We start from the raw sequence: 15,505 nt of genomic DNA, 5'->3' as shown, positions 1-15,505 counted from the left end.
GATCAAAGTTTTCGGTTAAATTTGTTTTTATCTTATTTACAGCGTATTGCATTTCTTGGTGAACTTCTCGGCCAAAGGTCAAGGCACGAGAGCCTCCGCCGGCCTTTGATCGAGCCGGTGCGGAGGCACATCGTGCTTAACACCTTTGGCTCTCTCGAAAGCCGAGATTTCAGAACCCGAAAAAATCCTTCGATAAACAGATTTTCCTTAGCGGTCAGCTCTCTGCCGCATATCCCTTATTAGTTTACAAAGGCCAGAGGAGCAGATTATTTTAAGCGGACGTTAACGCCGCAACAACTATGTAGTATTCTCTCTGGGAAAATCCGTTTACCGGAAGGGTTTCTCTATGACACGATACTATTGACATATTCGGTCTGATGTTTCAGCACAAAGAATAGACGGTTTACCAGTTTGCGGGCGACCTTTACGATAGCTTTGCTCTTGGGCATCCGTTTGCATTGTTCCGTATAGAACAGGTTCATCGCAGGGTCTTGACGTACCGCCACCCATGCCGCTTCTATCAGGTTACAGCGCATAACGGCGTGTTTTCGTATGGTAATATCCCCCGTCCCATCTTTCTCTCCGCTGGAGTGGCACATCGGGATCATTCCGATATAGGCAGCCAGTTGTTCGGCATTGCGGAAGCGGGTTATGTCGCATATCTCGGAGAGGAACGCCATTCCCGTAGCCTGCCCGAACCCCGGAACGCTCATAATCAACCGCAGCGGTTCGCGGAATCGATCCGTCTTGGCCAATGTCCGTAAAGCCCGTGTCATCTCCAGTTTCTGACGGCGTAACTCTTCCAGATGCCGGATATGAATGTCGAGGGCCTGACGGCCGCTCGGGGTGAGCGTCTCTATCTCCTTCAACCAGGCGAAAAAGCGCTTCGACCAGTTGGAAAACGGAGTGAGAAACTCCTGCGGAATCTCGATGCCTAAATACCGAAGTTGAGACTTGAGCCGATTCTTCTGACGGGTCGTGTCTTTGGTTATCGAGTTCTTCAATCTTATCAAGGAACGCATCTCCAACGATACGCTGTCCGGCGTATAAATGCCTTTCAGCTCGTTGGCTCTTAAACTCCGCGCCAGCTTACCGCTGTCCACGGTGTCGGTCTTACGCAGCTTTTCGCTGCTCTTGGTCGGCACGTCGGCCGGATTGACCACGATGTTGTCGATCCCTAAGGCCGTCAGACGCTCGTGTATCCAAAATCCGCAGAAGCCCGCTTCGTACACCGAGTGATACTCGGCGCCCGGATAACTCCGAGTTAAAAATCCGTACAACGCTTCTGGGCTCGGATGCTGGCTAAACTTCTTCAATACGGAGGTTTCGGACAAGACCGTAACCGACCAACTCTTCAAATGGACGTCGATTCCTACATAAATCTTTTGTCCTCTGAAACTAATTTTGTTTCTTTGCTCTCTCATGGCTATCGTCGTTTTAGTTAGTAAAGGTTTTGCAGCTTTAATCTAACCAAAATCTCGATAGCTTTTTCATTTATCCGCTATCATCGCGGCTTACCCTGATTGTAAACATAGGGATTATAAATGTTTAGTTGGCATGAAAATACAATTCGCACTATAAAATAATCTTTTCTTGAAATAAAAATTAGGGAAAAAGAAACGAGATTAAAAAATAACCATTAACTTTGCACCAGTCAAGTTTCCAATCGAAGCGTCGAATGGAATTAAAAGGGAATCCCGGTGAAAATCCGGAGCTGTACTCGCAGCTGTAAGTCCTATTAAAGTTTATCGCACTCTTTGCCACTGGTGAAAGCTGGGAAGGCGCGATAAGCGGGATGAGCCAGAAGACCTGCTTGATGAGATATGATTTAGTGACCACGGGATAATTGGCATTAGATTAAAATGAACAGAGGCTCGTCCAAAGACACCTAATATTCTTTTTGATAACCGATTTCTCATTCGTTGCAAATCTATCGCAAGGAAAACGAATGTGTAATTAAACTTTTTTGTTTAACTTTTAATAATTGAGTTATGAAAAAGAATCTTAAATTCTTGGCAATGGCTGTTGTAGCAATGGCCGCCGCAGTGTTCACAGGATGTTCGTCCGATGATGACTTCCTTGCTCCGTATGAGGAGAGTGCGATTCAAACCCGCGCGATAAGTTCTACCAATGCGCTTATCAATTTTGATAACGTACCTTCCAGCGTAATGGCTTCTGACCAGTATGGAAACAATCTCTATTCTGCCACGGCCAACGGCAAGCAGGTAACGACCGGCTACATCACTCAAATCGGGCAAACCGGTACGTACATTCAGTTCCCGATTAACTATTTGGAACAAGAATGGGTAAGCGGACAGCCTTGGGAATATGAGTTTTGGAATGGTGGTTTTGCCATCTCTAATTTCCATAATCTGACACAGGGTGATTATGAGAATCAATGTAGCGTTTATGATAAGAATGGCGGTCATAGCGGTAAAAATTTTGCCGTTGCTTTCGGTTATAGCGATTCATACAATGATGCGGGAGCAACCTATGACAAGTGCGCCAAGATTTACTTGACCAATGCAACCGGATATAAAGTCGAAATTCCAAAGAAGCCAGTTAAGGGTACACCGAAATATGGCAAATTCAACAGTGTATGGGTCTGCAATACAACTTATACCTACTTGGTCATGAAGGATGGCAACTCGTTTACACAAGGCTCTTTGTCGGCACAAAAAGGATGGTTTAAGGTGGTATTTGTTGCGTTGGATGCGACGGGTAAACCTACAGGTAAGGAAGTAGAATACTATTTGGCAAACTTCGATTCCAGTAAGGATGCAGAATCAGGCTTGGCCAATCAAATCCGTACTGGTTGGAGCCAAGTGGACTTAAGCGGTTTAGGTGACAGCGTATGTACTGTAGCTATCAATTTTAAAGGAAGCGATTCAAGCGCATACGGATTGAACACTCCTGCTTACGTTGCCATAGACGATATTGATGTAACCGTAAACGAATAACATGAATTTGGGGCAAATGCTTTTTAACGACAAATGCTAAGTATTTGCCCCTTTTTATTATATCCCAATGGAGATTGAAATTAAATACTTTCTTCAAGGGAATTTCAGCGTTAAAATTATAAATATAATGAAGAAGTATTTGCTTTTATTCTCCTTGACGATATTTCTATTTGCATGCAACAAAGACGAAGAAATATCGCAGGACGTGACCGTGCCTCCTGTCATTGAATTGGACAGCGAAGACGGAATCTATGTTGTAAAGATAGGAAAAGAGGTCGTTATTGAGCCGACCTATCAGAATGTCGATTACGCCGTTTATTCATGGAAATGCAACGGTCGTATCATTTCCGATGAGCCTCAATTGAAATACATTTTCAACGAATGCGGTTCGTATTACGTTACCCTGCGTGTGGATACGAGGGATGCCAGCACAGAGGAAGAAATTCGTGTGGATGTCAATGAATTGGCTCCGCCCGTCATTTCATTGGTAACCCCCTCTATAGGGCTTAAAGTTGTCGCAGGACGTGAATATATCCTTACTCCCGACATTCAAAATGCAGAAGGAGCTACTTATTTGTGGACTCTTAACGGGAACGAAGTCGGAACTGAAAATACTTATACATTCAAGCAAGATGAGTTGGGAACTTATGAACTGACTTTAACTGTAGCGAATGAAGACGGACAATCAGAGAAGACAGTTTCTATTGAGGTTGTCGATAAACTTCCAATTGAAATCGTAGTTCCGTCATCTTTATATTTCACCGAGGATAATACCAAATACGTAGAATTAGGACGTACTTTGTTTGTCCGCCCCTTTGTATCAATAAGTGCCGAGCCTTCTTATCAATGGATTTTGGACGGGCAACCGATTGAGGGAGCCAATTCCTTGGTTTACGGTTTCAAACCCTCTAAAACCGGAGAACACACGCTTACTTTTACCGTGAAATACGATAATCAAATAACAAAAGCAACCCTCACTCGTAATATTGCTGTTTCCGGTGTCGATGAAGTCAGTGTCAATATTCCGGTGAAATGTTGTGAAGCGGCCGGAAAAAGACCTTTTGCTGCCGGAAATTCCATTTACAGCAATAAAGTATATGAATTTGTTCCGGCTCCGGGACAATTCGTAAACGAAACGAATACAGCAGGTTTCAATGGGGAAAGCACGCACGAAGCAGCCTGTGCTTACGCACAAAAACGTCTTGATAATGAACAATATGTTTCTCTTGGAGGTTGGGGAGGATATATCGTAGTAGGATTCGACCACAGTATCGAAAACAAAGGCGGTTATGATTTTTCCATCAAAGGAAATGCCTTTGATTCGTCAAATGAACCGGGCATTGTATGGGTAATGCAAGATGTCAATGGAGACGGCTTGCCCAACGATGAATGGTATGAACTGAAGGGTTCTGAATATGGAAAACCCGAAACCATTCAGGACTATGCCGTAACTTATTTCCGTCCCGGTCCCAACATGGATACTCAATGGCAGGACAACAAGGGAAATAAAGGAGCGATTGACCGTCTCGGCAACTATCACCCGCAAGAGTTTTATTATCCTTTGTGGATTGAAGCGGATTCCTATACGTTATACGGCACATGCCTGAAAGCACGTACCGAACAAAGCCCGTCGACAGGCATGTGGTCCAATAATCCGTTCGGATGGGGATATGCCGATAATATTGGTGATGATATGCCCAATAAAGACAATCCTAACGCGGGAGCACTTGGAAACTATTTTAAGATTTCCGATGCAGTCAATATCGACGGTACACCTGCAAACCTTTCCCATATCGACTTTATCAAGGTGCAGACCGGAGTCAATGTAAAAGCCGGATGGTTAGGGGAAAATTCCACGGAAGTTTTCAAGTTCTGTGATGAAAACAACAATAACGACAAATAAAATTCATTATGAACAAAATATATCATTTCATCCTATTCTGTTTCGCTACGCTCTGCCTTGCTGCATGTAGTGATGACGACCCTGAAGTAAGCGGAATAGACGGCAAGGATCACTTCATCTCCGAGTTTGCTCTAACTGTAGATGGCATTACCTATCAAGCCATGATAGTCGGGGACAAGATTACAGTTGAGATACCTTATAATACCAGTCTGAAAGGGGCTACCGTAGAGTATGCCCTTTGCGAGGGAGCCTCTATTAACCCGAATCCATCAACCATAGAGGATTGGGAAAATGAATGGAAATTCGTAGTCACCTCCAGAATGCAGGAGAGCAAAGTATATTCCTATACTTATCAATATGCAGACATCGAACAGAGCGGCAGCGTGGTACTTGCCACGCAATCCGAGGTGGATAATTTTGCCAAGACAGGAATAAACAAAATCGAAGGCAGCCTGACCATCGGAACGGCAGACGGAGAAGAAATCACCAATCTGGACGGACTTGCCAACCTGAAACAAATCAGTAACTCTCTTGTTATCAATCCGTCTTACAAAGGAGCGGATTTGACGGGGTTGGATAATCTGGAACAACTCGGAAGTTTCAAATTAGGATCGACAACTTCTACCAGTAAAAACATAACGCTCAAAACGGTTAATCTGCCCTCTTTGCTTGGAGTGACCGGCGATTTTGTCGTTAACAGTTCTGTCATTGAAAAAATATCCATACCCAAAGTCGAGTTCATTGGTGAGGATATGTATATAACCTCCGATGCTTTGCTTGATTTGGATGCAAATGCCGTTGAATCTGTCGGAGCTTCCTTAATTGTCAAAGGTTCGGTAGCACAAAAAGAATCAGCGACAACCGAAGCCATTGTTTTCTCAGCGCTCAAACGGGTCGGGAATGAACTTACAGTCCAATATTTTCCCAAACTGCAAGGAATTTATCTACCGGCATTGGAAAGTGTGGCCGGTACTGCCTCATTCTCCGATATGTCCTCCATCGGAAGTCTTGCAATGACCGAATTACATTCGGTTGGAGGACTGACTATAAAAAATTGCAAAGAGATTTCCATTGTTGAACTTCCCGGTCTTATTTCCTGCGGAGAGACCAGTGTGGATGCGAATAAAGTCAATAAGTTTAATATATCTTCTTTGAAAGATGTACTCGGTGATATGACTTTAAGTAATCTGCTCATAGAAGAACTGGATTTGTCCCAGATAAATTTTAACGGGAATACACTTACCCTACAATGTAAGCAACTAAATAAAATCGTAGGTTCGGAAACATTTAACGGTAGCCTTCTTCTGCTTCCTAAAAATTCTCGATTGACCGAATTGACTCTTGAGGGAATCTCAAATATAGAGGGCGACTTCCAATGCAAAGATTATTTTTATGTAAAAGAATTTGTTATGCCATTTATTCGTGTGGCAGGAAATATGACTATTGCATTGAATTCGGGAAGTGTTGATACGGGTGCGGAAATTGAATTTCCTAAATTGCAGGAAATAGGAGGTACTTTAACATTAGAAAATAATACGAATGCAAATAATATTACCTTCCCGTCATTGAAAAAAATTCTCGGTTCATGTTCGGTTACGACTGATTTTCTTAAGAATGATATTGAGTTTACCAGTTTGGAAAGCATTGGGACGGATGGAGCAAATACACAAATTGAGTTTAAGATTGATGTTACTAATATTTTATGTCCCAAATTAAAAACGATAAACGGACTGTTTAATATTGTAACATCTACTGTTGTATGGGGTATGACGGCTGATGAGGTGTCTTATCCTACCGTTGAATCAATATCCGAAAATCTTTCAATAACATGCCCGTATTCTGATTTTGGTTCTAATGGTATTTTGTCCATTGATTTTTCAGGTCTCAAATCAGTAAAAGGGATTAGTATAAGCGGGCAAGGAGATGTTAGCGATTTCAGTTCTTTCAAATACCTGTTTGAAAACAATGTTCTAACAGGAGAATCTCAATGGTCTGTCAGAGAATGTGCTTATAACCCCACATACCAAGATATGAAAGACGGGAAGTACAAGCCTGCCGAATAGATAACCAAACAATAAGTTTTCTGCCAATCCTCGGTATGCTTACCGTAAGGTAAGACTACCGGGGATTAACTATAAAAATAACGGTATGACCTATCACCAATTGAAATATCTGCTATGGAGCGTAGTTGTCGGAGTGACACTATCCTTGACATCCTGCATGAAGTGGGACTACGGCGATGCCGTAGAAGACTTCAATGCCACGGGAGCCGGACTGTTCATCACCAACGAGGGCAACTTCCAGTACGGCAATGCTACCTTGTCCTATTACGACCCTGCGACCAAACAGGTACAGAACGAAATCTTCTTCCGTGCCAACGGCATGAAACTCGGCGACGTGGCGCAGTCGATGACCATCTACGACAACAAGGGCTGGGTCGTGGTGAACAACTCCCACGTGATTTTCGCCATCGACCTGAACACCTTCAAGGAGGTGGGACGCATCGAGAACCTGACCTCGCCGCGCTACATTCATTTCCTAAGCGACGAAAAAGCCTACGTCACCCAACTGTGGGACAACCGCATCTTCATCATCAACCCGAAGAAATATGAAATTACCGGCTACATTCAAGTGCCGGACATGACGATGGAAAGCGGCTCGACGGAGCAGATGGTGCAGTACGGCAAATACGTCTATTGCAACTGCTGGTCGTATCAGAACCGCATCATCAAAATCGACACCGAAACCGACCAAGTGGTCGATGAACTGAAGGTCGGCATACAACCGACATCGCTGGTCATGGACAAGTACAACAAGATGTGGACGGTGACCGACGGCGGTTACGAAGGCAGCCCCTACGGTTACGAAGCCCCGTCGCTCTACCGCATCGACGCCGAGACATTCACGGTGGAGAAGCAGTTCAAGTTCAAGTTGGGCGACTGGCCCTCGGAGGTACAGCTCAATGGCGACAGGGACAAACTCTACTGGATCAACAAGGCCATTTGGAGCATGGACGTGACAGCCAGCCATGTGCCGGTGCGTCCGTTCCTCGAATACAGCGGCACGATTTATTACGGACTGACGGTAAACCCCGCCAACGGGGAAGTATACATCGCCGATGCCATCGACTACCAGCAGCAGGGCATGATTTACCGCTACTCGCCCGAAGGGAAATTGATAGATGAATTTTATGTCGGGATTATCCCCGGTGCATTTTGTTGGAAATAAGAAAGGAGGCAATATGAAAAGACTATATCTGTTCTTCGCTTTGGCAGCATGTCTCCCCACGACACTCTTCGCGCAGCAGACGGAAAGCAAAAAGCGGTCGGACTGGCATCTTACCATACCGGAAGTCACGGTCATCGGACATCGGCCGATGAAAGAAATCGGTGTGCAGAAGACGAAGTTCGATTCACTCGCACTGAAAGAGAACATCGCCCTCTCGATGGCCGACATCCTGACGTTCAACTCGTCCGTATTCGTCAAGAGCTACGGACGCGCCACGCTCTCGACCGTCGCGTTCCGAGGAACGTCGCCTTCACACACGCAAGTGACATGGAACGGCATGCGCATCAACAACCCCATGCTCGGCATGACAGACTTCTCCACCATTCCGTCCTACTTCATAGACAACGCATCGCTGCTGCACGGTACTTCATCGGTGAACGAGACTGGCGGTGGACTGGGCGGTCTGGTTAAGCTTGGTACCACCCCCACCGTTGCCGAAGGGTTCAACGCCCAGTACGTGCAGGGCATCGGATCGTTCCGGACATTCGACGAGTTCGCCCGCTTCACCTACGGAAGCGAGCGGTGGCACATCTCCACCCGTGCGGTCTATTCTTCCTCGCCCAACGATTACAAGTACACCAACCACGACAAGAAGATAAACATCTACGACGAGGACAAGAACATCATCGGGCAGTATCACCCTAAAGAGCGCAACCGCTCCGGGGCGTTCAAGGACCTGCACCTGCTTCAAGAGGTCTATTACAACACCCGCAAAGGCGACAAATTAGGCCTGAACGCATGGTATATCAACTCCAACCGGGAACTTCCGATGTTGACGACCGACTACGGAGATGCAACCGACTTCGAGAACCGCCAGCGGGAACAGACTTTCCGCAGTGTCCTTTCGTGGGATCATATCAAAAGCAACTGGAAACTCGGCGTGAAAGGCGGTTACATACACACATGGATGGCCTACGACTACAAGCGTGAGGTCGCACCTGATAACTGGGCGTCGATGACCCGTTCCCGTAGCAAGGTAAATACGTTCTACGGGCAGGCTGAAGGTGAATACAGTCCGACAAAACGTTGGTTTTTCACCGCTAACGTATCGGCTCACCAGCATTTGGTACGCAGTGAGGACAAGAATATCATCTTGCAGGACGGAGGCAAAGCCATCGTGGGCTATGACAAAGGACGCGTGGAACTTTCCGGCTCCGTATCTGCCAAGTGGCAACCGATAGACCGGCTTGGCATGTCGGTTGTGTTGCGAGAAGAAATGTACGGTTCCGAGTGGGCTCCGCTTATACCGGCTTTTTTTATTGACGGCATCATTTCTCCGAAAGGGAATGTGATGCTCAAAGCTTCTGTTTCACGCAATTACCGTTTCCCGACGCTGAATGACCTCTATTTTCTGCCCGGTGGCAATCCCAATCTGAGAAACGAGCATGGTTTCAGCTACGATGCAGGTGTAAGTTTCGAGGTCGGCAAAGAAAATGTCTATAAGTTGAGCGGCGGCGTGAACTGGTTCGATTCCTACATCGACGATTGGATTATCTGGCTGCCCACCACCAAAGGCTTCTTTTCGCCCCGCAACGTGAAGAAGGTACACGCCTACGGCATCGAGGTCAAGGCGAACCTGGCCGTGCAGCCGGCAAAGGATTGGCTCATTGACCTGAACGGTTCCTATTCGTGGACACCCTCTATCAACGAGGGCGAGAAAATGTCACCTGCTGACCAGTCGGTGGGCAAACAGTTACCCTACGTGCCGGAGCATTCCGCCTCGCTGACAGGACGGTTGTCGTGGCGGTCGTGGGCGTTCCTTTACAAGTGGGCGTTCTACTCGGAGCGTTTCACCATGTCGAGCAACGACTATACGCTGACAGGACACCTGCCCGAATATTTCATGAGCAACGTCTCCTTGGAGAAAAACCTCTTTTTCAAACCGGTGGACGTGCAGTTGAAATTCGCCGTCAACAACCTTTTCAATGAAGATTACCTCTCGGTACTCTCGCGCCCCATGCCCGGCATCAACTTCGAGCTGTTCATCGGTATCACCCCGAAGTTCGGGAAAAACAAGAAAAAGTCCGTAAACACAAATTTGTAACGATATGAAAGCATTGAAAAATCTGAGCCTGATATTGCTGCTTGTACTGACATTCACAGGCTGCCATGATAAGAGTTCCAAACTTGCCGATTTCAACCGAGCGGTCTATACACCCGAATACGCTTCGGGGTTTGACATAAAAGGTGCAGACGGCAAAAAGAGCGTATTGGTTACCGTCACGAACCCTTGGCAGGGAGCTGACAGCATTACCACATACCTGTTCATCGCCCGTGACGGAGAAAGCGTACCCGAAGATTTCACCGGTCAGGTGCTCGGAAAAGATGCCGAGCGCATCATCTGCATGTCCTCTACCCATATCGCCATGCTCGACGCAATCGGTGAAACGGGACGCGTAGTCGGCGTGTCAGGCATCGACTACATCTCCAATCCCGACATTCAGGCACGGCGGGACAGCGTTGGAGATGTAGGCTACGAAGGGAATATCAACTACGAATTGCTGCTCTCGCTCGACCCTGACCTCGTGCTGCTCTACGGCGTGAACGGGGCAAGCTCGATGGAGGGCAAGCTCAAAGAACTGGATATTCCGTTCATGTACGTCGGCGATTACCTCGAAGAATCGCCGCTGGGCAAAGCCGAATGGCTGTTGGCACTTTCGGAGATCATCGGAAAACGGGCGGAGGGCGAAAAAGTATTCGCGGAAATCCCCGTCAGATACAATGTCCTGAGAAAGAAAGTAGCGGACAATGTTCTCGATGCCCCGTCGGTGATGCTCAACACCCCTTACGGCGACAGCTGGTTCATGCCCTCGACCGAAAGCTATGTCGCCCGAATGGTCAAAGATGCCGGAGGCGATTACATCTACAAAAAGAACACGGGCAATGCCTCGGTGCCCATAGACCTGGAGGAAGCCTACCTGCTGGCCTCGCAAGCCGATATGTGGCTGCATGTGGGTATGGCGAACACGCTCGACGAGCTGCGAGCCGCCTGCCCGAAGTTCATCGACACCCGCTGTTTCCGTGGTGGACAGGTCTATAACAACAACGCCCGCACCAATGCTGCTGGCGGCAACGACTACTATGAGTCTGCAGTCGTAAATCCCGACCTCGTGCTGCGAGACCTCGTGAAGATATTCCACCCCGAACTGGTCGAGGAAGATTTCGTCTATTACAAGCAACTGAAATAGATGCGCTCCCGTTCCGTCCTATTGTTTACCGCACTGGCTGCCCTCACCCTTTTCCTGTTTTTGCTGGATTTGGCGGTGGGGGCTGTCGCCGTACCGCTCGGTGATGTTTGGGCGGCCCTGACGGGCGGCGATTGTCCGCGAGCGACGGCGAAAATCATACTGAATATCCGACTGATTAAGGCGGTGGTCGCGTTGCTGGCCGGAGCCGCCCTGTCGGTCAGCGGACTCCAGATGCAAACCCTCTTCCGCAATCCGCTTGCCGGCCCCTACGTGCTCGGCATCAGTTCGGGCGCGAGCCTCGGCGTGGCACTCGTCGTACTCGCCGGTGTCGGCTCGTCGATAGGCATCGCTGGGGCGGCATGGCTCGGAGCGGCAATCGTGCTGGTCGTCATCGCCGCCGTCGGACACCGCATCAAGGATATCATGGTAATTCTGATTCTCGGCATGATGTTCTCGTCGGGAATCGGTGCGATTGTCCAAATATTGCAGTATGTTGCCAACGATGAATCCTTGAAAATGTTCGTCGTCTGGACGATGGGGTCGCTCGGCGATGTGACCTTCAACCAGCTTGCAGTGCTTATCCCGTCGATTGCCACCGGACTGTTGTTGGCGGTGGTGACGATCAAGCCGCTCAACCTGTTGCTGTTCGGCGAGGAGTATGCCGTGACGATGGGGCTGAACGTTCGTCGCTCACGCGGACTGCTGTTCCTCTCCACGACGTTGCTGGCCGGCACTGTGACCGCCTTTTGCGGTCCGATAGGTTTCATCGGGCTGGCCATGCCCCACGTCACGCGGATGCTGTTCCGCAACAGTGACCATCGGGTGCTCGTGCCGGGAACCGTTCTTTCGGGTGCTTCCGTGCTGCTGCTTTGCGACCTTGTTTCCAAACTGTTCACCCTGCCGATCAACGCCATCACCGCATTGCTGGGAATCCCCATTGTGGTGTGGGTGGTCTTGCGCAACAAATCCGTTACAGCATGATAGAGTTACACGATTTTTCCATAGGCTACGGCGAGCGAACTTTGCTCTGCGAGGTGGAAGCCACCATAGAAAAAGGCAAACTGACAGCCCTTATCGGGCGCAACGGCACGGGCAAATCGACGCTGCTCCGCGCCATCGCCGGACTGAACCGCCGTTATGCCGGTCGAATCCTGCTCGACGGGCATAACGCCGCCGATATGCGGGTTGCAGAGAGGGCAAGAACACTGGCATTCGTCACGACCGAGCGCACACGCATCGCCAACCTCAAATGCGAGGACGTCGTGGCTATCGGCCGCGCACCCTATACCAATTGGATAGGAAGGATGCAGAAGGCCGACACGGAGATCGTTATGCGGTCGCTCGCCTCGGTAGGCATGGAGGACTATGCGGAACGCACGATGGACAGGATGTCGGACGGCGAGTGCCAGCGCATCATGATTGCACGGGCATTGGCGCAGGATACGCCGATTATCCTACTTGACGAACCCACCTCGTTTCTCGATATGCCCAACCGCTACGAATTGTGTACGCTACTGGCACGGCTGGCGCATGAAGAAAACAAGTGCATCCTTTTTTCCACTCACGAGCTGGATATCGCCCTGTCGCTCACCGATGCGATAGCCCTTATCGACCCGCCCTGCCTGTCGTGCCTGCCGACCGAAGAGATGCGCCGGAGCGGTTGCATCGAACGGCTGTTCCGTAATAATTCCGTGACGTTCGATACCGCGACAGGTATGGTAAAAGCCCGATAAATAATGATCCGCATATGAAAACGCAGCAGGAACTTTGCGATATACTCGGTTTCATCGCCGAATATGCGACCTATCAACTCGGTTCGGGTGTGCACACCTCTCGGGTAATACGCAATGCGCAACGGATCGGCGAGGCGCTGGGTGTGGACGTTCAGTTATCGAGTTTCCAAAAGAGTACTGACGGTGCTCGACACCGTAAGCGGCGAGTCCGCAACCCGTGTTGTGGCAATCCCGTCGCTCCCCATCAGTTTCGAGCGTAACTCCGATCTGAGTGCCCTGAGCTGGGACGCATTGGACGAGGGCCTCTCGCTCGACGAGATCCGCAGCCGTTACCGGACGCTGGTTGACAAACCGCGCATGGACCCAATCTTCACGCTCGTGGTCGTCGGGCTGGCCAACGCCTCATTCTGCAAGCTCTTCGGCGGCGACTGGACGGCCGTGGGCATCGTCTTCACGGCGACACTCGTGGGCTTCGCCGTCAAACAGCGCATGCAGGCCCACGCTGTCAATCACTTCCTCGTCTTCGCCTGCTCGGCTTTCGTCGCCTCGCTCTGCGCCACGGCAGCCTTGCGGTTCGACTGCACGGCCGAGATAGCGCTGGCAACAAGTCCGCTCTTCCTCGTGCCGGGCGTGCCGCTCATCAACGGGGTCATCGACATCATGGAAGGACACGTCCTCATGGGGGGCAGCCGGCTGGTTAACGCTCTGCTGCAGATTGTCTGCATCGCCGTCGGTTTGTCGGCCACTTTGTTAATGGTTAAAGATTCGCTGCTATGATCGTGACGGATATTCTGCTCGACGGCCTCTTCGCCGCTGTCGCCGCCATCGGATTCGGGGCCATCTCCGACCCGCCGATGCGGGCCTTTCCACGCATCGCCCTGCTTGCCGCCATAGGCCACGCCTTGCGTTTCACGCTGATACACTGTGCCGCACTGGATATCGCCACCGCATCGCTTTTCGCGGCCTTTGCAATCGGCATGGGCAGCCTGTGGCTCGGCCGCGGCGTCCGCTGCCCGATGACCTGCCTCTACATTCCGGCTCTGCTGCCGATGGTGCCGGGCATCTACGCCTACAAGACGGTCTTCTCGCTCATCATGTTCCTCCAGTCGCTCGATCGGGCCGACGAGGGTATGCGCTACATGCAACAGTTCTTTCTCAATGCCACCGTATCGCTGAGTGTCATTGCGCTGCTTGCCGCCGGTGCCACGCTGCCGATATTCATCTTCAAACGCCGGGCTTTCTCGATGACCCGACGCACACGAAAAAATAGTTAGGTTATGGAAATCTTTTGGAACACGATCGCGGCCTACAATGCCGCAACCTGGCCTGCGCAGATCGGTTTCACGCTCGTGGCGGCCATGCTGCTTGTGCTACTCTACCTCCGTCCGACGCCCGCAGTACGGATCGCCATGAAACTCTTCATGGCGTTTCTCAACTTCTGGATCGCCGGAGTCTATTACATGATCTATTGCCGTCCGCGCGAATATCACGGCATGCTGGCGCTTTTCTGGGCCATAATGGGTGGAATATGGATCTATGAGCTGCTGGTGAAGCACGCCTCGCTCGAACGCACCGGCCAGCACAACGCATTCGCTGTCCTGCTCCTTGTCATGCCGTTGATATATCCACTCTGCTCGCTGGCGCTGGGCCACGAATTCCCCATAATGACCTCGCCCGTCATGCCCTGTTCGGTGGCGGTCTTCACCATCGGACTGATGCTCGCCTTCTCGGAGCGGGTCAATATCGTGCTGGCGATGTTCCTCTGCCACTGGGCACTCATCGGTCTGTCGAAAGTCTACTTCTTCGGCATCCCCGAAGACTACCTGCTGGCGTGCAGCACCATACCTGCACTCTACATCTTCTTTCGGGAGTATGTCCGAAGCAACGCCGACCGGCCGATGAAACCCTCGGCCCATGTGCTCGATGCGTTGCTCATTACGCTGTGCCTGGTCATCGGCATCTTCTTTACTTTCACGTTATTGCACCAGCTTGACCTATTCACTCGAATCATCTGATTTATATGCGCATGCTCAAACAAATATTTTACCGTTGCAATGGACTCGAGCCGATAAACCGGCACATCACTCGATATAGCCTTTATAGTCCTTTTCCCGGACAACCGGTTCTGTTGACCGAGGAGATGCGTCGGAGCGACTGCATTGAACGGCTCTTCCGAAATAATTGCGTGACGTTCGATATCATAACAGGTTTCATTAAAGTAAAGCAATGAAAAAAGGATATGTAACAGAGAATTTCACGGCAAATATAAGCGTGGACGAATACATTTCACGCTTCCGAGACGAAAAACGTTTTGTCGAATTTTGCAAACAATGGAGGTTGTGTCAAAACGTTGGCGCAACCTCTTTTATATTTTACAGTTCTGCTATATTTTCTTTTGGCTATGCTGCTTTTTCCTCATGCATTTGGCAACAA

Annotated in this window: 11 protein-coding genes, 2 pseudogenes and 1 riboswitch; of the genes and pseudogenes, 12 read left to right on the top strand and 1 reads right to left on the bottom strand. The window is 49.5% G+C overall.

Translation table 11 applies throughout. From position 1 onward, the window contains the following. Positions 1 to 344: 344 nt before the first annotated feature. Complete coding sequence (locus AB5443_RS05580; RefSeq protein ID WP_004293627.1) at positions 345 to 1,424, bottom strand: IS110 family transposase; 1,080 nt, start codon at positions 1,422 to 1,424, stop codon at positions 345 to 347. A 215-nt stretch (positions 1,425 to 1,639) separates the two neighbouring features. Next, a riboswitch (cobalamin riboswitch) is annotated at positions 1,640 to 1,832 on the top strand. A 159-nt stretch (positions 1,833 to 1,991) separates the two neighbouring features. On the opposite strand from AB5443_RS05580, the gene AB5443_RS05575 reads away from it, so the two are divergent. The 12 genes and pseudogenes from AB5443_RS05575 to AB5443_RS05520 form a co-directional block, all read left to right on the top strand. Beyond that, the gene (locus AB5443_RS05575; protein ID WP_008782464.1) at positions 1,992 to 2,960 is read left to right on the top strand and encodes a DUF4465 domain-containing protein; all 969 of its coding nucleotides are present in this window, start codon (positions 1,992 to 1,994) and stop codon (positions 2,958 to 2,960) included. Between the two features lie 127 nt (positions 2,961 to 3,087). Continuing rightward, positions 3,088 to 4,863, top strand: coding sequence for a PKD-like domain-containing protein (locus AB5443_RS05570; protein WP_016278619.1), 1,776 nt, complete (start codon positions 3,088 to 3,090; stop codon positions 4,861 to 4,863). Positions 4,864 to 4,871: 8 nt separating this feature from the next. Next, positions 4,872 to 6,926 carry a DUF4971 domain-containing protein gene (locus tag AB5443_RS05565; protein ID WP_008782462.1) on the top strand — a complete coding sequence of 685 codons (2,055 nt, stop codon included), beginning with the start codon at positions 4,872 to 4,874 and terminating at the stop codon, positions 6,924 to 6,926. Positions 6,927 to 7,011: 85 nt separating this feature from the next. Further along, entirely contained in the window at positions 7,012 to 8,091 is a 1,080-nt protein-coding gene (locus AB5443_RS05560; RefSeq protein WP_004320571.1) for a glutaminyl-peptide cyclotransferase, read from the top strand. A 13-nt stretch (positions 8,092 to 8,104) separates the two neighbouring features. Continuing rightward, positions 8,105 to 10,195, top strand: coding sequence for a TonB-dependent receptor (locus AB5443_RS05555; RefSeq protein WP_016278621.1), 2,091 nt, complete (start codon positions 8,105 to 8,107; stop codon positions 10,193 to 10,195). Between the two features lie 4 nt (positions 10,196 to 10,199). Beyond that, positions 10,200 to 11,339: an ABC transporter substrate-binding protein gene (locus AB5443_RS05550; RefSeq protein ID WP_008782460.1), complete on the top strand. Its 1,140-nt coding sequence runs from the start codon at positions 10,200 to 10,202 to the stop codon at positions 11,337 to 11,339. Beyond that, positions 11,340 to 12,320: an iron ABC transporter permease gene (locus AB5443_RS05545; RefSeq protein ID WP_008782459.1), complete on the top strand. Its 981-nt coding sequence runs from the start codon at positions 11,340 to 11,342 to the stop codon at positions 12,318 to 12,320. After that, entirely contained in the window at positions 12,317 to 13,072 is a 756-nt protein-coding gene (locus AB5443_RS05540; RefSeq protein WP_008782458.1) for an ABC transporter ATP-binding protein, read from the top strand. The genes AB5443_RS05545 and AB5443_RS05540 overlap by 4 nt, the downstream gene beginning before the upstream one ends. A gap of 14 nt (positions 13,073 to 13,086) precedes the next feature. Then, a pseudogene (locus AB5443_RS05535) lies at positions 13,087 to 13,849 on the top strand (threonine/serine exporter family protein). Continuing rightward, positions 13,846 to 14,346 carry a threonine/serine exporter family protein gene (locus AB5443_RS05530; protein ID WP_008782454.1) on the top strand — a complete coding sequence of 167 codons (501 nt, stop codon included), beginning with the start codon at positions 13,846 to 13,848 and terminating at the stop codon, positions 14,344 to 14,346. The pseudogene AB5443_RS05535 and the gene AB5443_RS05530 overlap by 4 nt, the downstream one beginning before the upstream one ends. A 3-nt stretch (positions 14,347 to 14,349) precedes the next feature. Beyond that, entirely contained in the window at positions 14,350 to 15,087 is a 738-nt protein-coding gene (locus AB5443_RS05525) for a DUF6064 family protein (RefSeq protein ID WP_008782453.1), read from the top strand. Positions 15,088 to 15,298: 211 nt separating this feature from the next. After that, a pseudogene (locus AB5443_RS05520) lies at positions 15,299 to 15,505 on the top strand (hypothetical protein); the annotation flags it as partial.

The organism is Bacteroides sp. RTP21281st1_H5_RTP21281_210402, assembly GCF_040918965.1.
Lineage (GTDB): Bacteria > Bacteroidota > Bacteroidia > Bacteroidales > Bacteroidaceae > Bacteroides > Bacteroides congonensis.
Note: the sequence above shows the minus strand (reverse complement) of the source record. Positions and strands in the feature narration are given on the sequence as shown.